Annotated in this window: 19 protein-coding genes; 10 read left to right on the top strand and 9 right to left on the bottom strand. The window is 70.2% G+C overall.

The genetic code is table 11. The annotated features are described in order from the left end of the window. Nucleotides 1–20 precede the first annotated feature (20 nt). Nucleotides 21–1,295, bottom strand: a complete 1,275-nt coding sequence (gene serS, locus BW730_RS15910; RefSeq protein ID WP_077687130.1) for a serine--tRNA ligase — start codon at nt 1,293–1,295, stop codon at nt 21–23. Between the two features lie 101 nt (nt 1,296–1,396). Here serS and BW730_RS19570 point away from each other — a divergent pair, with 101 nt between their 5' ends. Genes BW730_RS19570 through BW730_RS15895 form a run of 4 tightly spaced genes read left to right on the top strand, consistent with a single transcriptional unit; the run spans nt 1,397 to nt 4,800 of the window. Continuing rightward, the gene (locus tag BW730_RS19570; protein WP_226996860.1) at nt 1,397–1,999 is read left to right on the top strand and encodes an MFS transporter; all 603 of its coding nucleotides are present in this window, start codon (nt 1,397–1,399) and stop codon (nt 1,997–1,999) included. Then, nucleotides 1,996–2,574, top strand: a complete 579-nt coding sequence (locus BW730_RS19565) for an MFS transporter (RefSeq protein WP_226996859.1) — start codon at nt 1,996–1,998, stop codon at nt 2,572–2,574. The genes BW730_RS19570 and BW730_RS19565 overlap by 4 nt, the downstream gene beginning before the upstream one ends. An 11-nt stretch (nt 2,575–2,585) precedes the next feature. Further along, the gene (locus tag BW730_RS15900; protein ID WP_077687129.1) at nt 2,586–3,281 is read left to right on the top strand and encodes a GNAT family N-acetyltransferase; all 696 of its coding nucleotides are present in this window, start codon (nt 2,586–2,588) and stop codon (nt 3,279–3,281) included. A gap of 28 nt (nt 3,282–3,309) precedes the next feature. Beyond that, the gene (locus BW730_RS15895; protein WP_158522700.1) at nt 3,310–4,800 is read left to right on the top strand and encodes a bifunctional phosphatase PAP2/diacylglycerol kinase family protein; all 1,491 of its coding nucleotides are present in this window, start codon (nt 3,310–3,312) and stop codon (nt 4,798–4,800) included. A 193-nt stretch (nt 4,801–4,993) separates the two neighbouring features. Here BW730_RS15895 and pheA read toward each other — a convergent pair whose 3' ends face one another. After that, nucleotides 4,994–5,902, bottom strand: coding sequence for a prephenate dehydratase (gene pheA / locus BW730_RS15890; protein ID WP_077687694.1), 909 nt, complete (start codon nt 5,900–5,902; stop codon nt 4,994–4,996). Between the two features lie 78 nt (nt 5,903–5,980). Here pheA and BW730_RS15885 point away from each other — a divergent pair, with 78 nt between their 5' ends. Next, nucleotides 5,981–7,273, top strand: coding sequence for a S8 family serine peptidase (locus BW730_RS15885; protein ID WP_158522699.1), 1,293 nt, complete (start codon nt 5,981–5,983; stop codon nt 7,271–7,273). A 36-nt stretch (nt 7,274–7,309) separates the two neighbouring features. Here the strand turns inward: BW730_RS15885 and eccCa are convergent, their stop codons facing one another. Further along, nucleotides 7,310–11,356, bottom strand: a complete 4,047-nt coding sequence (eccCa, locus tag BW730_RS15880) for a type VII secretion protein EccCa (protein ID WP_077687126.1) — start codon at nt 11,354–11,356, stop codon at nt 7,310–7,312. 111 nt (nt 11,357–11,467) lie between these two features. Between eccCa and eccD the strand changes: the two genes are divergently transcribed. Continuing rightward, complete coding sequence (eccD, locus tag BW730_RS15875; RefSeq protein WP_158522698.1) at nt 11,468–12,898, top strand: type VII secretion integral membrane protein EccD; 1,431 nt, start codon at nt 11,468–11,470, stop codon at nt 12,896–12,898. An 18-nt stretch (nt 12,899–12,916) separates the two neighbouring features. Here the strand turns inward: eccD and BW730_RS15870 are convergent, their stop codons facing one another. Beyond that, on the bottom strand, nt 12,917–13,573 hold the full coding sequence (locus BW730_RS15870) for a hypothetical protein (protein ID WP_077687124.1): 657 nt from the start codon (nt 13,571–13,573) through the stop codon (nt 12,917–12,919). Further along, a complete protein-coding gene (gene eccE / locus BW730_RS15865; RefSeq protein WP_077687123.1) occupies nt 13,570–14,748 on the bottom strand; it encodes a type VII secretion protein EccE in 1,179 nt (392 codons plus the stop codon). The genes BW730_RS15870 and eccE overlap by 4 nt, the downstream gene beginning before the upstream one ends. A 135-nt stretch (nt 14,749–14,883) precedes the next feature. Here eccE and BW730_RS15860 point away from each other — a divergent pair, with 135 nt between their 5' ends. The 3 genes from BW730_RS15860 (at nt 14,884) to BW730_RS15850 (ending at nt 17,069) form a co-directional block, all read left to right on the top strand. Beyond that, on the top strand, nt 14,884–16,263 hold the full coding sequence (locus BW730_RS15860; protein ID WP_077687122.1) for a type VII secretion protein EccB: 1,380 nt from the start codon (nt 14,884–14,886) through the stop codon (nt 16,261–16,263). 175 nt (nt 16,264–16,438) lie between these two features. Then, on the top strand, nt 16,439–16,747 hold the full coding sequence (locus BW730_RS15855) for a WXG100 family type VII secretion target (RefSeq protein ID WP_077687121.1): 309 nt from the start codon (nt 16,439–16,441) through the stop codon (nt 16,745–16,747). Between the two features lie 31 nt (nt 16,748–16,778). Further along, entirely contained in the window at nt 16,779–17,069 is a 291-nt protein-coding gene (locus BW730_RS15850; RefSeq protein WP_077687120.1) for a WXG100 family type VII secretion target, read from the top strand. 215 nt (nt 17,070–17,284) lie between these two features. Here BW730_RS15850 and BW730_RS15845 read toward each other — a convergent pair whose 3' ends face one another. From BW730_RS15845 to aat, 4 genes are all read right to left on the bottom strand, one after another. Next, nucleotides 17,285–18,082: a DUF1206 domain-containing protein gene (locus BW730_RS15845; protein WP_077687119.1), complete on the bottom strand. Its 798-nt coding sequence runs from the start codon at nt 18,080–18,082 to the stop codon at nt 17,285–17,287. Nucleotides 18,083–18,121: 39 nt separating this feature from the next. Then, the gene (locus BW730_RS15840; protein WP_077687118.1) at nt 18,122–19,300 is read right to left on the bottom strand and encodes an alpha-amylase family protein; all 1,179 of its coding nucleotides are present in this window, start codon (nt 19,298–19,300) and stop codon (nt 18,122–18,124) included. A gap of 231 nt (nt 19,301–19,531) precedes the next feature. Further along, entirely contained in the window at nt 19,532–20,395 is an 864-nt protein-coding gene (locus BW730_RS15835; protein ID WP_077687117.1) for an Fpg/Nei family DNA glycosylase, read from the bottom strand. Between the two features lie 50 nt (nt 20,396–20,445). Continuing rightward, the gene (gene aat / locus BW730_RS15830; protein ID WP_077687116.1) at nt 20,446–21,180 is read right to left on the bottom strand and encodes a leucyl/phenylalanyl-tRNA--protein transferase; all 735 of its coding nucleotides are present in this window, start codon (nt 21,178–21,180) and stop codon (nt 20,446–20,448) included. 149 nt (nt 21,181–21,329) lie between these two features. On the opposite strand from aat, the gene BW730_RS15825 reads away from it, so the two are divergent. After that, nucleotides 21,330–22,010: an EcsC family protein gene (locus BW730_RS15825; protein ID WP_077687115.1), complete on the top strand. Its 681-nt coding sequence runs from the start codon at nt 21,330–21,332 to the stop codon at nt 22,008–22,010. Nucleotides 22,011–22,016: the final 6 nt, after the last annotated feature.

The following is a 22,016-nucleotide window of genomic DNA, read 5'->3' as shown; positions in this document are numbered from 1 at the left end:
TGGCCAACCAGCGCAGCACGTCAGGCGACCGGCTCCAAGGCCTCACGGCCTCCGAGGAACGGGCGCAGCGCCTCGGGCACCCTGACGGTGCCGTCGGCCTGCTGGTGGTTCTCCAACAACATGATGATGATGCGGGTCATGGCGCACAGCGTGCCGTTGAGCGTCGCGACCGGGCGCACCCCGTCCTCGAAGCGGCCGCGGATGTTGAGGCGGCGCGCCTGGAACTCGGTGCAGTTCGACGTGGACGTCACCTCGCGGTAGCGGTTCTGGGTCGGCAGCCAGGCGTAGCAGTCGTACTTGCGGGCGGCGCTCAGCCCCAGGTCGCCCGAGGCGACGTCGAGCACCTCGAACGGCAACTCGAGGGCCTGCAGGAAGTCCTTCTCGTAACCGAGCAGCTTCTCGTGCCAGGCCTCCGCGTCGGCGGGGTCGCAGTAGACGAACATCTCGACCTTGTCGAACCAGTGCACGCGGAAGATGCCCTTGGTGTCCTTGCCGTAGGAGCCCGCCTCGCGGCGGAAGCACGGCGAGTAGGCGACGTACTGGCGCGGCAGGTCGGCGCCGGGCAGGATCTCGTCGGAGTGATAGGCGGCGAGCGCCACCTCGGAGGTGCCGACCAGGTACAGGTCGTCGGCCTCCAGGTGGTAGACGTCCTGAGCCGCCTGCCCGAGGAAGCCGGTGCCCTCCATCGCCGACGGCTTCACAAGCGCCGGCGGGATCATGGGGGTGAATCCCCACTCGGTCGCCTTGTTCATGGCGAAGTTCAGCAGGGCGATCTCGAGCTGGGCACCGATCCCGGTCAGCACGTAGAACCGCGACCCGGAAATCTTGGTGCCGCGCTCCATGTCGATGGCGCCCAGCGCCTCACCGATCTCCAGGTGGTCCTTCGGCTCGAAGCCCTCGGCCGCGAAGTCGCGCGGCTCGCCGACCTTCTCCAGCACGAGGCCCTCGTCCTCGCCACCCTCGGGGACACCGTCGATGACGAGGTTGCCGAGCTGGGCCATCAGCTCGTCGAAGCGGGACTCGGCCTCGGTGGTCGCGGCGGCCGACTCCTTGACGTCGGCGGCGAGCTGCTTGGTGGCCGCGAGCAGCGCTGCCTTCTCCTCGCCTTGCGCCTTGGCGACCTGCTTGCCGAGCGACTTCTGCTCGGCGCGCTGCGTCTCGGAGGCGAGGATGGCGGCCCGGCGGGCCTCGTCGGCGGCGATCAACTGGTCGACGAGCTCGACCGAGGCACCGCGGGCGGCCTGGGAGCGTCGGACACGATCGGGGTCGACGCGCAACCACTTCGGATCAATCATGGTGCCAACCTTACTCACCGGGAGTGGTTCGGCCCGCATGCCTGGCGCGCCCGCCAGACCGCGCACCGGGAGGCTCCGACGGCGCGGGCTATGGTGGCCGAATGCGACGCACCCGGCAACCGATCCCAGGAGAGATCTGGGTGCTGGTGTCGGCGGCACTGCTGATCGCGCTCGGCTACGGCCTCGTCGCGCCGATCCTTCCCCAGTTCGCGCGATCCTTCGACGTCGGCGTCATCCTCGCCTCCGCGATCGTGACGGTGTTTGCGCTGGTCAGGCTGCTGTTTGCCCCGGCTGGCGGCGCGTTGGTCGCCAAGTTCGGCGAGCGCCGCATCTACATGGGCGGCCTGATCATCGTGGCGGTCTCCAGCGCGGCGTGCGGCTTCGCCCCCGACTACTGGAGCCTCCTGATCTTCCGCGGCCTCGGCGGCATCGGGTCGGTGATGTTCACCGTCTCGTCGATGGGCCTGCTGGTGCGACTGTCGCCTCCGGCGCAGCGCGGGCACACGTCGTCGCTGTACGGCACCGCGTTCCTGCTCGGCAACATCCTCGGCCCGATCCTCGGCTCGCTGCTCCAGGGCTTCGGCATGCGCGTCCCGTTCTTCATCTACGCGGCCACGGTCGGCGTCGCGGTGCTCGTCGTGGCGATCTTCCTGCGCGGCGGCGCAGGGGCATCCCCGCCGACGATGTCATCCAGGAGCGGATGACGCTGTCGGAGGCCCTCGGCCTGCCCTACTACCGGGCGCTGCTGCTGACCGGCTTCGCGCACGGCTGGTCCAACTTCGGCGTCCGGATCGCGCTGCTGCCGCTGATGGCCGCGTCGATCCCGGCGATCGGGGACGCGGCAGCGGGCATCGCGCTGACGCTGTTCGCGCTCGGCAACGCCGTCACCCAACAAGCGACCGGCCGACTCATCGACAGGCGCGGGCGAAGACCGTTCCTGGTGCTCGGGCTTGCGATCTCTGCCGCTGCGACCATCCCGTTCGGCTGGCTGCAGACGCTGCCCTGGTTCCTGTTCCTCGCGGCCGTCGCAGGCGCGGGCGCAGCGTTCATCGCGCCCGCCTCCCAGGCGCTGCTGGCCGACCTGATCGGTTCGAACCGCAACGGCGGCCAGGCGCTCTCCACCTACTCGATGGCCACCGACCTCGGCTCGATCGCCGGTACCCTGCTGGCGGGAGTCATCGCTCAGTTGGTCGGGTTCGGCTGGGCGTTCACCGTGACCGGCATCGTCCTCGCCGCCGCGATGGTGCCCTGGTTCTTCGTGAAGAGGCGCACGGGCTGAGATGCTTGACCATGTTTGATCAACGGTTCACCACCTGGGCGCTGGCCGACTTCGGGCCTTCCCCGGACCCGACGTCCACCGATTGGACGGTGCGCGTCAACGCTTCCCTGCCCGAGGATCGGCGGATCCGGACCCTCGAGGTCGACGGCGGACCCCGACTGATCGCGGTGACCCCCGCCGTCGCCGCGAAGGCGGGCATCCTCGACGGCCAGTCGCTGGACGACGCCGCCTGGTCGGGTGCGCTGGCCCGCTCCGGTGAGGCGCTCGCCGGGGCGGACAACCTGTTCACCTATCGGCTCGGCCACGTCCCCGATGGGTCGGCAGACACCGACGTCCGCGCCCTCACCGCAGCCGACGCCGACGCGTTCGCGGCGTTCCAGGCGACGTGCGCCGATGCCGAGCGCGAGGAGGCCGACGTCGAACTCGACCATTGGGCCATCTACGGGGTCGTGCTCGACGGCGAGATCGTCGCCGCTGCGAGCGCCTACCCCTTCGCCGATTCCCCGGTCGCCGACATCGGCGTGATCACCTCGCCCCCACACCGCGGCGCGGGCCATGCGGCCGCCGTCGTGCGCGTCCTCAGCGGACACATCCTGGACCGCGGCCTGCTGCCGCTCTACCGCTGCCAACTCGAGAACCACGCATCCGCGGCGACGGCGCGCTCCGCGGGCCTGACCCGCTTCGGCCAACGCGACAGCGTCGCCTGAGGCCCGGATGAGGCGAAGCATCCCTGCCGTGAGCGTCGCCGTCCTTGGGGTGGCGGTGGTCGCTTGGGCGCTCTGGATACCGACCGGCCTCGACGCGCTGTGGCCGTGGCCCCCGCCGACTGCAGGCGCGCTCACCGGTCGCCTCACCGTCGTGTGGGCCAACGTCCTGCAACCGGTAACGGCCTACCTGACCATGATCGGCATCGTGGTGGCGCTTTTCCGCTGCCGCTGGCGCGACCTGGCCGGCTCGGTGCTGCTTGCCCTCGCGATGACCGTGTCGATCGTCACCGTGCTGAAGTCTCTGGTCGCCCGGATGCGGCCCGAGACGCCGTGGCTCGGCGGGCTGCACGCGGACGCCTCGTTCCCGTCAGGGCACGCCGCGGCGGGCACGGCGCTGGCCATCGCCGTCGTGCAGGTGACATGGGCGTTGACCCGACGGCTGCGCCCGACCCTGGTCGCGGCCGTGATCTCCGCGGTGGTGGCCGCGGCGGTGTGCATCGGTCGACTCGTGCTGGCGGTGCACCACGTCAGCGACGTGCTGGGCGGGGCGCTGATCGCCTGCTTCTCCGCGGCGCTGGCGGCGGTGCTCACCGGCGCGTGGCGGGTCACCGTCCCGACCCGGCGGCCGCGGACGATCCGCGTCATCTGGCACCCGAACCGCGTCAGGGGGCGGGTGGGTCTTGAGCGCTACCTCGCCAGGGAGGCGGCCCGGCGCGGCTGCCCTCCCCCGGTCTGGTTGGTGACCGAGGACGACGAGCACACCGTCGCGCAGGCGCGCGTCGCGTCGGAGGAGGGCGCCGACCTGGTCCTGGTGCTCGGCGGTGACGGCACCATCCGCCAGGTGCTCGCGACGCTCGGGCTACGGGCGTCGGTCGGCATCGTCGCCGCGGGCAGCGGCAACCTGCTCGCCAAGAACCTGGGCATCCCGCTCGACGCCGGGCGCGCCATGGAACTGGCCCTCGACGGTGAGGGGTCGCCGCTCGACCTGCTCCGGGTCGCGGTCGACGCGGACCCGGAGCGCCTCGCGGCGGTGATGGTCGGGGCCGGGGCCGACGCGGCGGTGGTGGCCGACACCACCGAGCGAGGCAAGCGCGTCGCGGGGCCGTTCGCCTACCTTGCCGCGGGGCTGCGCCACGTCCGGGCGACCCCGACGCCCGCGCGGGTCACCGTCGACGGGTCGGTGATCGCCAGCGACGTCTCGCTCGTCTCGGTCGGCAACGTCGGATCGCTGCATCCGGGTGTCGCGCTGCTGCCCGCTGCCGACCCGTCAGACGGCCGCCTCGACGTCCTCGTGGCGTCGCCGCGCGGCTCGGGGGACGTGTTCGCGATGATGGTCGGAGTGCTGCTTGGTCGCCCGGGCCTGCGCAGGGTCGAACGGTTGGAGGGCACGCGGGTCGCGATGTCGTTCGGTCGGCCGGTCCCCTTCCAGATCGACGGGGACGTCATCGGGAGCGTGACCGAGGTCGCCGTCGAGGTGCTCCCGGGAGCCGCGTTGCTGGTTCGCCGGTCGGCTACCTGAGCTAGTCGTCCGCTCCCTGAGCCTGTCGAAGGGTCCGCAACCACACGCCTTTCGGACGTCTCGACAAGCTCGACGAACGACCCTCCCAGGCCCACAGCGTCAGTCCCGAACTGCTGTCGGCTCCCAGCGCACGTCACGAGGATTTCGACACAGCAGCGGGCGACTGCGTCTCCGCGGCTGGCTCAATCGGCGGTCAGGGGCGGCGCGACAGGCTGGCGACCCAGGCGGCGGCCGCGTCGAACTCGCCGTCGCTGAAACCGACGGCGATGTCCGGGCGACGCTGGTTCGCCCGCGGATACGAGCCGAGGAAGAAGACCTGCGGGCAGACCCGGTGCAGCCCTTCAAGGGTCTCGGCGACCCGCTTGTCGTGCAGGTGTCCCTCGCAGTCGATCGAGAAGCAGTACGACCCGAGCGTGGTCTTTGTCGGGCGCGATTCGATGCGGCTGAGGTTCACGCCCCGCACCGCGAACTGCTCCAGGATCTCGAGCAGCGCGCCCGCGTGGTCCTGGCGCATGTAGGCGACGAGCGTCGTCTTGTCCGCGCCGGTCCGCGGCGGGACGCTGCCCGCCCGTCCGACCTCGACGAAGCGCGTGACGGCGCCCGCGTTGTCCTCGATCTGGTAGGCCAACTCGCGCAGTCCGTACATCTCTCCCGCGACCCGGGCGCAGACCGCCGCGTCGTAGCGCGAGTCCGGGCGGGCGACCTCGGCCGCGGCTCCCGCGGTGGAGCCAGCCTCGGTGACGCCCGCGTCCGGGAGGTTCGTCGCGAGCCAGTCCCGGCACTGCGCGGCGGCGTGCCCGTGCGTCAGCACCTCGCGGACGTCGGCCAGTTCGGTGCCCTCCCTGGCGTAGATGCCGAACTCGACGGGGATCACGATCTCGCCCTGGATGGCGAGCGGCGCGCCCGCGATCAGTTCGTCGAGCGTCGCGGAGACCCCGCCCTCCACGGAGTTCTCGATCGGGACGACGGCGCGGGTGACGTCGCCCTGGCGCACCGCGTCAAGCGCCTCGCGGACGCTCGCGAACGCGACGGCCTCCTCCTCCGTGACGGTGCGGAGGGCCTGATGCGTGAACGTCCCAGCGGGACCGAAGTATCCGAGCACGGCCCTAGTCTCCCCCAAGGGCCAGCGACGGCCAACAGTCTTAGGTTCTTGGCCCGCGCGCGCACTACCCTGGCGGGCGTGAAGCGATGGAGGATGCGTCTGGCCTCGGCGGCCACGGCCGCCGCCATCGTGTGCGCCGCCGGGATCGCACCGGCCCGCGCCGAGAGCGCGCCGCACCTGGTCGAGCAGAACTGCGTCACCTACGAGCCGACCCCCACGAGCCAACTGGTCAATGCGTGGCAGTTGCACCGCCTCAACATGGACACCGTGTGGCGGATGGCGACGGGGAAGGGCGTCAAGATCGCTGTGATCGACACGGGCGTCTCAACGCTCGGGTCGACCTACTTCAGCCAGGGCGAGGACCGCGTCGTCAGCTTCGACATGATCCCGCCCGAGGAGAACCCCGACGGCGACCCGAGCATCGACTGCAAGCACGGCACCGTGGTCACCTCCATCCTGGCCGCCGGACGCCGCCCCGACGGCGGCCCGATCGCCAGCGCCACGAACTTCGCAGGCATCGCCCCGGAGTCCACCGTCTACGCCTACCGCACGCTGAAGGCGTCGCAGACTGAGACCGAGGAGGGCCAACCGAAGGACGAGGAGGACCTGACGTACACCATCGCGGCGGTGCGGCAGGCGATCGAGGACGACGTCGACATCATCAACCTGTCGATGGTCACGTTCGAGGACCCCAAGCTCGGCGAGTTCGAGGCCGTGATCGAGGACGCGATCTCCAAGGGCATCGTCGTGGTCGCCGCGGCGGGCAACCAGACGCAGGGCAGGACCGACCTTCCCTACCCGGCGGCCTTCGACGGCGTGATCAGCGTCGGCATCTCCAACCAGGAGGACGCCGGCGACCCCGCCACCCACATCAGCCGCGTGATCACCGTCGGCGCCCCCGGCAAGAACCTGGTCGCGCTGTGGCCCTCACGCGAGACGGGCAACCCGAAGGTCGAGGACCAGGCCTACGTGACGAACGCGACCGGCACCTCGTTCGCGGCGCCTGTCGTCTCGGGCGTGGTCGCCCTGATGCTGCAGTACGAGCGCGACGTGCACGGAGTCGAACTCACGCCTGCCGAGGTGAAGGCGCGACTGGTCGCGACCGCCGACCGGTCCGGCGTCCGTGCCCCCGATCCGTTCATCGGCTTCGGCATCGTCAACCCGCTCCGAGCCCTGACCAACACGACGGCGGGAACGGCGGTTGAGGCAAGCGCCGAGCCGAGCGAGCAGCCGCGGATGCCGGTCGACACCCCGAGGCGCACCCCCCTGATCTCCATGGTCGGCCTCGGCGTCGGGATCGGCGCGGTCGTTGCGGTGCTGCTCGGGTTGGTCGCGGCCGTCGCGATCCCCGCCGCGCGCCGACGCCGCTGACGCACCGCGCAGACGCCGACAAGCGCGTCGAGTGCGTCAGTGGGCCTGGGGCGGCAGTTCGGCCGTCTGGATCAGGCCCTTGAACGCGCGCGTGATCAACGTGCCGCGGCCGGGAGGCATCGGCGAGCCCTTGACGTCGCCGTACAGGTTGCCCTCCTCCTTGTTGCCGCTCATCACGAGCGCCGGGTTGACGGCGTCCTTCATCCGGCTGATCAGCGGGTCCCCGAAGATGGCGCGGCTCGCGCCGCCGAAGGCCCGCGTCATGATGATGTGCAGGCCGATGTCGCCAGCCTGGTTGATCAGGTCGGAGAACACCGCCATCGGGTTGCCCGACGGGGTCGCGACCAGTTCGTAGTCGTCGACGATCACGAAGACCTCCGAGCCCGTCCACCAGGACCGGTCGCGCAACTGCTGCTGCGTGACGTCCGGCCCAGGGAGCCGAGCGCGCACCGCCTCCGCCGTCTGCTGCAGCATCGGGCCCGCGGCGGAGGCCGACGGGTAGTAGCCGATCAGGTGCTCCGTCTCGACCTCCCCGAGCAGCGAGCGCCGGTAGTCGACGATGATGATCTTGGCTTCCTTCGGCGTGAACCGGGTGGTGATGCCCTTGAGGAAGCCCCGCAGCAGGTTCGATTTGCCGCACTCGGGGCCGCCGACCGCCACGAAGTGCGGCTCGTTCATGGTCTCGAGGTAGACCGGCGCGAGTTCGAGTTCGTCGACGGCGTACGGGATCCGCTTGTCCGCGGAGGGGCCGATCGCCGGCAGCGTCGAGAACGCCAGGTTCTCCGGAAGCAGGCGCACCTCGGCTGCCCGCGGACCCTTCCACGCCGAGTTGACTGCCGCGATGAACTCCCGCTGGCCTGCGCCGACGTCGGCGGCCTCCTCGACGCCGTCGATGCGCGGCAGGCCGATCATGGTGTGCATGCCGCCCGACATGATGCCGCGGCCTGGCCGGGCGACGGGGATGATCGCCTGGATCTTGCGGTCGATCTCCGAGTCGAACGGGTCGCCCAGCTTCAGCTCGATCCGCGACTGGAGTGTGTCCTTCGTTGCCGCCCTGATCTCGGACCACTTGGCTGCGGCGACCCAGACGTGGATGCCGAAGCCGAGGCCGCCGTTGGCCAGCGCCTGGATCTGCGGCTCGAGCGACTCGAACTCGGTCTTGAGCGTCGCCCAGCCGTCGATGACGAGGAACACGTCGGTCGGGAACCGGTCGGCGGGCACGCTGCCGTCGCGGCGGCCCTGCCGGTAGGTGGTCATCGAGTCGACCCCGAGCTCGGCGAACTGCACCTCACGGCTCGACCGGAGGGAGGTGATCTCGGCGACCGTGCGACGCACCCGGTCGACGTCGAGCCGACCGGTCACGGAGCCGACGTGCGCGAGGTTGCGCATCGACGTGAGCGCGCCGCCGCCGAAGTCGAGGCAGTAGAAGCCGACCTCCTGCGGGGTGTGTGTGAGCGCCATGCCCGCGATGCCCGCCCGCAGCGCCATCGACTTGCCCGCCTGCGGGCTTCCGACGACGCCCAGGTTGCCGCCCGATCCGTCGAAGCGGATCCACCACGGATCGCGGCGCTGCTGCCTCGGCCGGTCGATCAGGCCGAACGGGGCCGCGAGCACGCCGCGGAACGCCGGGTCGGCCGCCTGTAGCCCTCGGCCTTCGACCTCCGCGAGGCCGCCGAGCAACTGGTCCATGGTGGGCGGCTCGTCCAGCGGCGGCAGCCACACCTTGTGCGACGGCCATCCATGCCCCTTGAGGCGGCCGACCGCGATGCTCAGCAGCGTCTCCTCCTCGTCGTCCTTGTCCTCTTCGACGACGGGCTCGAGTTCGGCGCTGCGCGTCGGCTGCACCGGGGTCGCGCCGACCTCGGGCGCGGGCGGCACGACCGGGACGACGTAGTCGGCGGTGAACTCGACCACCGGAGGGGTCCAGCCCTTCGACTCGACGACCACCTCGTCGATGGGGCGATCCTCGGGTGCCGCGGGGGCGGCCGACCCGTGCCACGGCCCGGAGACGTAGGCGGCCTTGAACCTGGTCATGCCGGTCGTGTCGAACTTCAGGTAGCCGTTGCCGGGAGGGGTCGGCAGTTCGTACGCGTCGGGGACGCCGATGACGGTGCGCGACTCGGCAGGCGAGAACGTGCGCAGCGCGATCCGGTACGACAGGAACGTGTCCAGGCCGCGCAACTTGTTCTCCTCGAGGCGCTGCGAGGCGAGCAGTTGGTGGACGGCGATCGAGCGGCCGACGCGGCCGATCTGCACGAACAGGTCGATGAACTCGGGTCGCGCCGACAGCAGTTCGGAGAACTCGTCGACGACGATGAACAGGCTGGGCATCGGCGGGATGTCGGCGCCGGCCTGCCGGGCGTTCTCGTAGTCCTCGCGGTTCTTGAAGTTGCCTGCCTCGCGCAGCACCTCCATCCGTCGGTCGAGCTCGCCGCCGATGGCGTCGGCCATCCTGTCGACCAGCGACAGCTCGCCCTCAAGGTTGGTGATGACCGCCGACACATGCGGCAGGTGCTCGAGGCCGAGGAAGGTGGCGCCGCCCTTGAAGTCGACGAGGATGAAGTTGAGCTGCTCGGTGGAATGCGTCATGGCGAGGCCGAGCACGAGCGTGCGCAGGAACTCCGACTTGCCGGAGCCGGTGGCGCCGATGCAGATGCCGTGCGGACCCATGCCGCCCTGCGCGGACTCCTTGATGTCGAGCTCGACGGGGCTACCGTCCTCCGCGGTGCCGAACGGGATGCGCAGGTGCTGGCGCAGCGGGCGGGGCCGCCACGCGACGCGCGGGTCGAGCGTCAGCGGATCTCCGACGCCAAGCATCGCGGGGAAATCCTTCGGCGGCTCGAAGACGACCTCGGCCGGCCCGTCCTCGTCCCCGCCGGCGGCAAGCTCGGGCATCCGGTAAGGGGCCATGGCGCGCGCCAGCATCTCGCAGTACACCACCGGCACCTGGTCCGGGCGACCGAACGGCGTCTTGGCGTGCGGGGTCCGGTTGGTGCGACGGTGCAGCACGACGCTGTCCGCGGTCACCTCGAAGACGGCGACGCCCGGCTCGAGGGTTCTTGGGAGCTCCTTGCGGCCGGTCACCTCGATGGTGACGGCTCGGGTGGTGGGCGTGACGAACTGCTGAGAGTTGACGCCCTCGACGCCGTCGGAGACGACGACGGTCAGCGACGGCGGGTTGGTCGCGGCCTGCGCGGAGGTGCCGAGCTGAGACAGCTCACCTGCGCCGGTGGCGAACATCCGGACGGGCCCGACGCCGTCGGCCTCGGTGGGGTGCTGCAGGTGCGGCAGCCACTTGACCCACTGCCAATCGGCCTGGTTGGCCTTGCTTGCGGCCACCATCAGCGACACGTCGGTCGGCGCGTGCCAGGTGACCAGTTGGGCGACCATCGCGTAGGCGACCTTGCGGCAGGCCTCCTCGTCCCCGACGAGCGAGATGGCGCGGAAGCCGCGCAGGTCGACGGCCAGCGGCACCGACTGGATGACGCGGTGGGTGCGGATGAAGCGCCGCAGCGCACCGGTGGTCAGCGGCTCCAGGTCCTCGATGGGCTGCGACTCGGGAGGGGTGATCCGCTTGGCGGACTGCTGGCGGCCGACCGACAGCCGCACGGAGCCGAACTCCTCGGCGTCGGTGCGCCGCTCCCACATCCGCATGCCGCCGACGACGGTCCACAGGCTGTCCGGCGCGGGGTGCCGGTAGGCGACGCTTCCGCGCTGCTCGTCGGCGGTCTTGGCGAAGTTGCGGCGGGTCTGGGCGAGGTAGCGGAAGTAGTCGCGACGGTTCGCGTCGAGCTGCGACGACTGGTCGTCGTTCTGCCTGCCGACCTGGGAGAGCATCATGCCCATCATCGACACGGCATACAGGCCGCCGACGATGCTGCCCATCAGGCCGCGGCCGCCGCCAGCGAACATGATGCCCATCGCGAGCCCGCCCGCGACCATCGGCAGCATCCGGAGCAGATTTCCGAACGGCTTCGACGCGGCGGGGGGCGGAATCTCGGGCGGAGACTCGAGCAGCAGGTCGCCCCGTGGCATCGCCGGGGGCGTGACCCTCTTCGGCCGATGGAACGTGATCAGACCCATTGGCTGGTATCCCTCCGCTGTTGTGCTCGGGGCCTAACTTAACCGACGACCCGTCCGACTCCGCCCGTTGTTGCTGGGCCGGTGCTCGCTGCGGGGGTTAGGGTACTCAGCGTGAGTATCGCGCCCGAAGAGGACCTGTCACGGGTCACGATCATCTCGAGCAGCCGCCGCGTCGACCTCGCGCTCCCCGGAGCGGTCACGCTGAGCGAGCTGATGCCGAGCATCGTGCGCTTCTCCGGTCTCGAGTCCAACACCCCGACCGACGCGGTGCACGCCTGGGTGCTGCAGCGCTTCGGCTCCGACCCGTTCGACCTGTACACCCCCGTCAACAAGCTGAACCTGCGCGACGGTGAGACGTTGCACCTGCGTCAACGCGAGAACGCGATCCCCGACGCGGCCTTCGACGACGTCGTCGATGCGGTCGCAGGGGCTACCAACTCGCGGCCCTCGTGGGCGGCCCGGAACTCGCGTCGCCTCGGCCTGATCCTGATGATGACGGTGCTGATCGGGCTTCCGCTGCTGATCATCCTCGCCCAGCCACACGTCGACGCGGCCCAGGCGCGGATGGACCCGTCGCTTCGGCTCCCGCTCGCGATCGCGGTCGCCGTGACGGCATTCCTGAGCTTCGCCTCGGCCATCGGTTCGGTCGCCCTGGCGCGCGCCGCGCACGAGAAGCCGACCGCCACCTGCCTTGCGTGGGCAAGCGCTGCGCTCGCAGGCATCGCGGGCTGGTTCGCGGCGGAGCCCGTCTCGGAGGCGGTGCCGCTGTCGGTGCGACTGGTGCTGTCCGCGGCCGGGGTGCTTGTCGCAAGCGCCGCCTGTGCGCTGGCGGCCCGGGTCAGCGCGCTCGCGCTGCTCGCCGTCGCCCTGACGGCGCTGTTCACGCTCATCGCGGCCAGTTCGATGATCGTGGTGCCCGGCCACAACGTCGACGTCGCCGCGGTCACGCTCGCCGTGATGGCCTTCCTGACGTCGTTCCTCCCGACGCTGAGCTACCGGATCGCCGGGGTCGCGCTCCCGAACCTGCCCGTCACGACCGAGGCCATGCTCGCGGACGAGACACCCGTGCAGTCCGACATCGTCAGCCGGGCGCTCTTCGCCGACCGGTTGCTCGGCTCGATGCTCGCCGCCACCTCCGCCGTCGCGGTGCTCGCGGCGGCGCTGACGCTGACGCAGGGATCGCTGTGGTCGGCGCTGCTGGTGCTGAGCGTCGGCCTCGCGTTCCTGCTGCGGGCCAGGGCCTTCGTCGGCCTGACGCAGCGCCTCGCCCTGCTGCTCGGCGGGATCGCCTGCGTCGCGATGGCAGCGGTCGCGGGCGCGATCGTGGCGTCCTCGTCGCTGCTTGGCAGCGCGCTGCTGTTCGCAGGCTCCCTGGTGGCGGCCTACATCTTCGCGCACTACTCGGCGTCGACCTACGCCAAGGTGCTCTCGCCCACCTGGGGCCGCTGGGGCGACATCTTCGAGTGGCTTGCCATCATCGGCATCGTGCCCTCGCTGCTCGGCGTGCTCGACCTGTACTCGTACTTCGGCAACCTGCTCTGAGCCGGGCCGCCCGGCCGGTCAGCCGCCGAACAGGAGGCGGTGCTCGGTGGGCGAGGGGGCGACCTGGACGCGCGTCATGCGCCGCACGCTCGCCATCACGACCTCGGTCTCGTCGAGGTCCGTGACCGCCTTCACCTGGCCGCTCGACAGCGCGTAGGCGCGCCGAAGATGCTCGGCCCCACGACCGGAGAGCGGCGCGATCAGTGCGACCTCCGCGGCTCGCAGGTCGCTGACTGCGCGGCCCTCGTCCGGATTCCCGAGCGTGACGTGCGACTGCCAGGCGCCGAGCCGGTCGGACGCCGAGACGGCCCCCATCCCGTCGATGACGAGGCTGGGGCGGTACGGCCTTCCCTGCCCGGGCAGGTTCTCCGGCCCGCGGAGCAGATCGATGGTGCCTCCGCAGGCGCGGACGGTGTCGGCCAGGGAGAGCCACTTGCGGTGGTCCTCGATGATCACCGAGAGGTGCGCGCCCAGGCACATCGCCCGGAACGCGAGCAGCCAGGTGACGTACTCGGGCGTGGACATGAAGATCCGGGTCGGCTGGAGCCGGAACAGGCGGAGCGTGACGGGGCCGGCCTGCCCGATGCCGACGACGAGCCCGGAGGGGCCGGTGCGCACCTCGCTCGTGTCGGTGTCGGAGCCGGGGGCGAGCGCCTGGAACGTGATCTCGCTCACTGGTCGATCTGCCTTCCGAGCGGGATGGTCGCCAGCAGTCCAGGCACCTGGTTTCCGCCGAGCGGGCCGATCCGCAGGTCGCGCGGAACGGCGGCGAGCACGAACTCGTCCGCCGTCACGGCCTGCTCGGGGTTGGGGCTGACGAGTCGCATCGCACCCCTGGGCGGCTCACCAGGCGCGACCGTCAGCGACGTGACGCAGAACATGGCGGGGGTCTGAGTCGCGACGTCCAGCAGCCCCTGGTAGAGGGCGCTGGGGGCCTCGCCGAAGCCGTGCAGGCCGCGCGTGCGGTGGGTCAGGGAGTCGCAGGTCCACTGCTCCCAGCCCTCGCTGCTGCGTTCTCCGTCGTAGACGTCGGCGGCGCCGGTGGTGAGGGCCAGCACGTCGGCGATGCCGATCGGGTCGAGCGGTTCGGTCGGCATGCCGTGCCGCTTGAGGGTGGCTTGGGCGCGGTGCAGGCCGAAGCGCAGCGTCGCGAACACGCCGACCTGGCCGGAGCCGCGGCGGTCGACCGCCTCCAGGCACAGCCTCGGGTCGAGGCGCAGCGCGATCCAGGTGCGCCGGATGGCGGGCGGGGTGGCGTTGCCCGCTACCTCGCGGTAGGCCTGGATGGCGGGCGAGGTCGCTGGCAGCATCGCCGCGGCGGGGCCGGGGACGGTGTACGTGACGACCTGGATGCCCGCGAAGACGACGTCGTCCTGGCGGGTCAGGGAGCCGAGGATCGCGAGGTCGAGCTTGGCGCCACGGTCGGTGAACAGGGAGTTGTCGCTGGTGACCTCGAGCAGCCCGCACCACGAGTCGCCGTCGGCGACGACGCCGATCTCGCCGTCGTGGGCGTCCTTGATCTGCGTCAGTTCGAGCTTCGGCACCCACTGGGCGAGCGGCACGAGGCCGGGAGCCACGTCGGGCCGCTGCACGCGGTGCCTGGCCCGCGCCCGGAAGCGGCGGCGGATCCGCAGGGTCGCGCCGAGGGTGCGGCCGTTGACCGGGACCGTGAGCAGGATGGCGACAAGCAGCAGGGCCGCAGCGACCCCGATCGACCACGGCTGCCGCAGCAGCACGAGGGGGACGATCACCACGAGGACGACCTGCCATGCGACGACCATCCCGATGTATCGGGTCGACCTCGTCCGCCGTTGCAGCGTCGAACGTGGGGGCGGGGTCTTGCGCAGCATGGGTCCTCCTTCCGGCCGCCGCCTACTCTATGGCCTGTGCTGCGCACTGCCGGGCCTCTGAACTCCTTCGTGGCACCGTCACCGGGATAAGGTTGCCGACGACCGCGCTGCACCGACACCCGACGGAGGACTGCCATGGCGACCCGCAAGGACCTCCTGAAGGCGCAGTCCTTCACGTCGAGGCGGATGATCGCCGCCTTCGTCGACCGTGACCCGGACGACCCGACTCCCCCGCTGCGCCGCGTCGGCACCGCGACCTTCGTCTCTGTGCTGCTCGGTGTGGTGCTTCTTGCGGGCACGACCCTGCTTGGCCTGTTGGGCGGCGGCACCGCGAACGACTCCTGGAAGAACGAGCAGGACGTCATCTTGTCCGACCCGCAGTCGGGCGCGCTGTTCGTCTACACCGAGGACAAGCTGTACCCGATGGCCGACGTCGCGTCGGCGCGGCTGCTCGCTGCCGGGGCCGACCCGAAGGGGCAGCCGCGGGTCATCGAGGTCAAGACCGAGGCGCTGCGCGGGCAGGTTCAGCAGGGCACCATGGGCATCCCAGGGTCGCCGCGGCAGTTGCCGTCGTCGAAGGACCTCGCCAACTACCCCATCCGGCTGTGCTCGGTGCCCCTCAACGGGCACGACCAGCCGTACCTGACGCTCGAGTTTGGCTCATCGACGCCCGCGCGCGACGACATCGCCGTCGTCGCCCGGCACTCCAACGGCACCGACTACCTCGTCTACGGCGGCCAGACGCACCAGTTGTACGCGAGGCCAGGCCAGCAGTCGAGCCTGATCGGCAATCTTCCGGTAATCACCCCTGGCGATGGGTGGATCGCCTCGCTGCCGGGCGGCGTCCCCATCAACCCCCGCCCCGTCGAGGGCTACGGGTCGGCGGGAAGCGAGAACATGTCGGTCGGCAAGATGGCCTACGTCGACGACGGGGACCGCGACCGCTACTACATCCAACTCACCGGCGGCCTGTCGCGCATCTCGTACCTGGAGATGAAGGCGATTCAGCAGGAGTACGGCGACACAGCCGAGCCCACCAAGCTCGACGACGTGCAGGTGACCAGGCGACTGAACGCCGACATCCCCACGTTCACCCAGGACGGCATCCCGCTCGACCAGCCGACGCCGCCCGCGTCGTTCTCGTCGGAGAAGGTCCAGGTGTGCGCCACGTTCCAGAAGGACGCGCCGGGTCGGATCGCGCTCGACATCGGCGGCGAGACCAACGACATCCCCTCCAACGCGCCCGCCCCCCTCGGCCGCTACATCGACCGGGTGATGCTGCCCGCCCTGAGCGGGGCGCTGCTGAGCAACGCAGACGCGGACGAGGCACCCGGCTCTGCGACGCTGCTGCTCGACGGTAAGGCGTACTTCATCCCGACCATGAAGGATCGCACCGCGCTCGGCTACGGCGACGTGACCCCGATGCCCGTCCCCGGGGGGCTCGTGAACCTGTTGCCTCCGGGTCTCTCGGAGGGAAGCAAGCTCTCCCGCGACATGATCGTGCCGATCAGGTAAGTAGGGGCCGCGTGGCTTGCCCGGGCCGACTAGGTATTGCTACTTGTTTACGCCGGAGGCCGTCGGAACTGACCCTGACGACGCATAGTGTCTTGCTCGACAGCAAGCAGCCTGAGTTGACCTCGAAGTTGCTACCACTGAGTCCTCCCGGGCTCAACGTCGAAGGGAATGAACCATGGCGGAGAAGTCCGTTGACCGCGCTGCAATGCAGAAGGCCACGCAGCAGATCGAGACCAAGCACCAGCAGATCCACCAGCTGCAGACTCGCCTCCAGGGCCAGATGACCGACCTCGCGTCGCGCTGGCACGGCAACGCATCGACCGCGTTCCAGCAGGGCTACCAGCAGTTCGACACCGAGTTCGAGAAGGTGAAGCAGGGCCTGGACAAGATCCACACGTCCCTGGTCGAGACGCTCCGCGAGTACGGCTCGCGTGAGGAAGAGAACCAGGCCACCGCTAACCAGATCGCCGGCCTCATCGGCTGATCCAATCAACAAGATTCGATAGGAGATACCAATGAGCGATTCCACGCAGTATTCCGTTGCCGGCCTTCAGGAAGGCATCGGCAACCTGTCGGCTGCCCACAAGGAGCTGACCAGCCTTCTCGAGGACCTGAAGGGCGAGCTTTCGACCTCGCTCGGCGCCTGGGAAGACAACGCCCGTAACGCCTACGTCGAGGTTCAGCGTTCCTGGGACGCGTCGGCCGCCAAGCAGCAGGACATCGTGCAGCGCATGCCGGTGCTCCTCGGCAACATCGCCGACGGCTACAACTCGACCGAGTCCCGCAACGCGGGCATCTGGGCCTGAGTTACTGACGCACACGAGTGGGGTCCGGCCGAGCCGGGCCCCACTTTTGCGTCCCCTCGTGGTGGGCGTTCGGGTCTGGCGTTGAGCAGTAGTGCGGGTTCGATGGCCGATTCGACGTGTGCCCTCGGCGTGTCGGCCATCGACCAGTGACTACTGCTCAACGCCTAACCCAGCCAGCGGCGTGATCGCCACGCGCTGAGCCGATCCGTCGAGGGTCAGCCGCGGGCAAGCGTCCTGGCGCGGGCGAAGCAGAAGATGCCGTAGAGCATCAGCCCGACGCCGACGAGGACCAGCAGGACGGCGCCGAACGGCAGCCCGACCAGCGACTTCAGCGCCTCGTCGATGCCTCCCGCCTCGTCGGGGTTGCGTCGCAGCACCGCGACGATGAACAGCACTCCGACGATGCCGATCGCGACACCCTTGGCGACGTAGCCGACGGTTCCGATCCGGGCGAACACCTTCCTGGCGCTGCCCTTCAGGTCGATCTCCTCCATGAACGTCTGCCGGATGCCGCCGACGATCATGCCGATGCCGACGGCGAGGACGGTCGCCCCGACCAGGAACAGCAACACCGCTCCCCACGTCGAGCCGAGCAGGGTCGCGCTCAGCCCCTGGCTGCTCTCATCCGAGTCGGAGGAGCCACCCAGCGCGTACGTGAGAGCGACGAACCCGACCGCCGCGTGCCCGATGCCCTTTGCCGCCTCCTTGGCGGCCTTCTTGGCGTCGCTGCGTGCCTCGGCGACGGCGACCAGCACGCAGTAGAGCGCCAAGGCGAAGAGCGCGACCGCCCCGACCCACAGCGCAACGGCGCCGAGCGGGGTCGACCGGATGGCCTGCATCGCACCGGAGTTGTCCGCCGAGCCTCCCGCACCCGCGGCCACACCGATGGCGATGCCACCGATCAGCAGGTGCACGATGCCGTTGACGACGTGACCAGCCGACGCCAGCCGCGCCACCACCGGGTTCTCCTTGAGCCGCTCGGCCTTTCCCTCCACGTCTCGAATCTCTGCCATGGCACCCATGCTAGGAAATCGCGGCGCCCTCCGCTCCAGTCAGCCGACGTCGATGGCCTCGTCATCGGCGATCAGGCTGACCGAGGCGCGCTCAAGGTCGACGCGCACGTCGCACCATCGCTGCCCGGAGGTGCACCGGTAGGTCAGCGCCTCATTGGACTTCGACGTGACCTCGACGGTCGCCGTCGACAGCCATGGGTGCCTGCGCCGGAAGCCGATCAGGTTCTGGTACTCCCGGTGGATGCCCTCACCGAGCGGGCTGAGGTCGGCGGGAGAGTCGGGCAGCGCGGGCCGCACCTCGTCGTCGCCCGCGAACTGCTCGCGCTTGGTGCCGGTGAAGCCCTGTTCGTCGCCGTAGTAGACGCTCGGGGCGCCGGGCAGCGACATCAGTATCGCCGCGGCCACCGGCGCGAGCCGGGGGCCCACGAGCGTCGCGATGCGCGTCACGTCGTGGTTGCCGACGAAGGTCTGCGGGATGAAGTGGCTGCAGAACTCGGCGTGCCTGTCGATGGCGTGGGCGAGTTCCCAGAGGTTGGTGTCCTTGAGCGCGGACCAGATCGCCTTCCACAGTTCGTACTGCGTCAGCGTCGTCAGCGTCGACTCCTCGATGAAGCCGACGTAGTCGCCGTGGATCACCTCGCCGATGAAGATGACGTCGGGGAACTCCGCGCGCACCCTTGCCGCCACGTCGCGCCAGAACGCGGTCGGCACGGCGTAGGCGACGTCGAGCCGCCAGCCTGAGATGCCCCGGCGCAGCCAGTGGCACATCACGTCGACGGTGAGGTCGGCGACGGCCGGGTTGGAGTGGTCGAGTTCGACCAGGTCGCCGTGGCCCTCCCAGGCCCGCGGCTCGTCGCCGTCCCAGGCGATCAGGTCGGGGCGCTCCGTGACGAACGGGTGCGAGCGGGAGACGTGGTTGAACACGCCGTCGAGGACGACGTTGAGGCCTCGCGCCTTGCACTCGCCGATCAGGTGGTCGAGGTCGGAGTCGTCGCCGAGTCGCGGGTCGACGCGGTAGTGGTCGAGGGTGTCGTAGCCGTGGCTGACCGACGCGAAGATCGGGTTGAGGAGGAGGCCGTTACAGCCGAGTTCGACCACATAGTCCAGCCACGGCTCCAGGCGCCTCAGCCGGTGCGACGGCTCGCCGACCTCCCCGCGGATGGGCGCCCCGACGGCGCCGAGCGGGTAGACCTGCCACCAGATGTCGTGCTCAAGCATGCGTCGAGCCTAGCCGTCGGCGACGCTTGTCCCTCGTCGTGGCCGGTCTGTCGTGGGCGGGTTGGCCCCGCCGCTGAGCAGTATCGACGACTCGCCTCGGATGTGAACGTTCAACGCGTGCGCCGCGGGCATCGAACACGAAATGCTGCTCAACGCCCGCACCAACCGCAGGGCCCGGGGATCGGACGGGACATGTACATGGCGGACGTGGCGCGGGTTGGCGTCGGCTGGCTACTTCAGGAGCTTCGACATCCGGCGGTCGGCGAGCGGCTTGCCGCCGGTCTGGCAGCCGGGGCAGTACTGCAGCGACGAGTCGGCGAACGACACCTCGGCGATGGTGCTGCCGCACACGTCGCACGCCTCCCCCGCCCGCCCGTGCACGCGCATCCCTGAGCGCTGGGCGTCCTTCAGCTTGTCGAGCGGCACGCCCGACGTCGACGCCATCGCCTGGCCGAGCACCTCGCGCAGCCGGGCGAACAGGTCGGCGACCCCCGCGTCGTCGAGGCTGTCTGCCGGCTTGAACGGGCTCAGCCGCGCGGCGTGCAGGATCTCGTCTGAGTAGGCGTTACCGATCCCCGCGAGCCGCTTCTGGTCGCGGAGCACGCCCTTCAACTGCGAGCGTCCCGCCGCCTTGAGCACCTTCGCGAAGTCCTCGACGGTGAAGTCTGCGGCCATCGGATCGGGTCCGAGCGCCGCGATGCCCGGCACCTCTGACGGATCGGCTACCACGTAGATCGCGAGGTGCTTCTGGGTGCCTGCCTCCGTGAGGCTGAACCCGGAGTCGTCGTCGAGCACGATTCTCATCGCGAGCCCCGACTTGCCCGGTCGGGCGGGAACCTTGGGTGCGACCTCGTGCCAGGTCACCCAGCCCGCGCGGGCCAGGTGGAAGATGAGGTGGACGCCCTGCGCGTCGATGTCGATGAACTTGCCGTGCCTGGTGACGCCGTCGATCTCGAGCCCGGCGAGCGCGTCGAGGGGGATCTGGAAGGTCTTCAGCGCCGAGAACGACACCAGGTGTCCCGACGCGATGGTCGCGCCGCGCAGTCGCTCGTCGAGGTTCTCGGCGAGGGCGGCCACCTCAGGCATCTCTGGCATGGGTCCTCCTGCGCGTCACGCTACACCGCGCCCATGCCCGGCACGGGGCTTCATCCGAGTCGTCCGGCGAGCGAGTGCCGGTCGCGCATTCCCCGCCAGGCGCTCAGCACCTCCGCTCCCGACATCGGCGGCCGTTCGATCCACGGCCGGGTGGGCAGGCCGGACACCACAGAGAGTCGCCGCAGGTACTGCTCGCGGGGCACCTCGTACGCGCCGAGGCTCCCCAGGTGCTCCGTCAACCACTGCACGTCGAGGAGGGTGACGCCCGACGCGTCGAGTTCAAGGACGAGGCGCAGCAGGGCGGCCTTTGACGCGTCGCGCCCGAGGTCGGGGTCGTGGAACATCGACTCGCCGGCGAAGAGGCCTCCGACCTGCACTCCGTAGAGCCCTCCGACCAGGTCGCCGTCGACGTTCCACACCTCGACGCTGTGCGCCCAGCCGGTGTCGGCGAGCCGCCGGTAGGCGGACGCGATGCGCGCGTCGATCCAGGATCCCTCGCGTGTCGGGTCGGCGCAGCGGGTCAGCACGTCGTCGAAGGCGGTATCGGTGGTCGTGGTGTAGCGCTTGACGGTCTTGCCGAGTGAACGGGTGACCCGCAGGCCGTGCACCGGGAGCAGGCCGCGCTGCATGGGCGACCACCAGCCCATCTCGCGCGAGTTCAGCGGCATCGGGAAGACGCCGCACCGGTAGGCCTCGAGCGCGATGACGGCGTCGAACTCATCGGAGTAGCCGATGAGGTCGCGCAGCGGCCAGTCCTGTGACCGCCCGAACGTCGTGCCGAGCATTCTCCCAGTGTGGCAGCGGAACCCGTCGCACAGCCGGTGACCGGCCGCGCGGGGGGCTCTCGACCCGGATTCCACCCGGACCGCACCCTGAGCACCCTGGTTCTGCTTGACACCGTGTGACAACCTTGGAGTCGAGGAAAGGGGCGCGGATGGATACGCAGAATCAGGCGGTTGCGCTCACCGAGGGCATCACGGCCAACGTGTTCCACGAAATTCTTGAGCTGGCGATCGAGGGAAAGGGCAAGCTGCCCGGCGCGAAGCACGCCGCCAAGTCGCTGCTCGTGCAGCGCAACGACGCCGAACTCGCCATCTCCCGGATGGTCACGACCCACATCGCGATGGCCAGCGGCCAGGGCTTCGCGACGAACTGGGGCGGCTTCTTCGTCTCGCTCGTCACCATCCCCGCCAACATGGCGGCGGCCTCGTTCCTCCAGGCGCGGCTGGTCTCCGGCATCGCGCACCTTCGCGGCTATGAGCTCAGCGACCCACGGGTCCGCACCGCCATCCTGATGGTGATGCTCGGCCCCTCCGGCAATGCCGAGCTGATCTCCAAGGGGGTGCTGCCGTCCTCCCCGATGGTGGTGGCGACCGCCCCCGTGTTCGACGCCCGCCTCGACCGTCAGGTCTCCAAGGCCCTGCTCGACCGTTCCCTCAACCAGATGACGGGCAAGCGGTTCGGCGTGTGGCTCGGCAAGCGCATCCCGTTCGTCGGCGGTGGCGTCGGTGCGGCGGTGGATGGCTGGTCAACCCGCTCGATCGCCCTGCACGCCATGGAGGAGTTCCCGAGCCGCAGGCCCAAGCTGACCCGCACCGTCGTCGAGACCGGCTAGACGCTG

It is taken from the genome of Tessaracoccus aquimaris (assembly GCF_001997345.1).
Lineage (GTDB): Bacteria > Actinomycetota > Actinomycetes > Propionibacteriales > Propionibacteriaceae > Arachnia > Arachnia aquimaris.
This window is presented reverse-complemented; position numbering and strand designations above follow the sequence as displayed.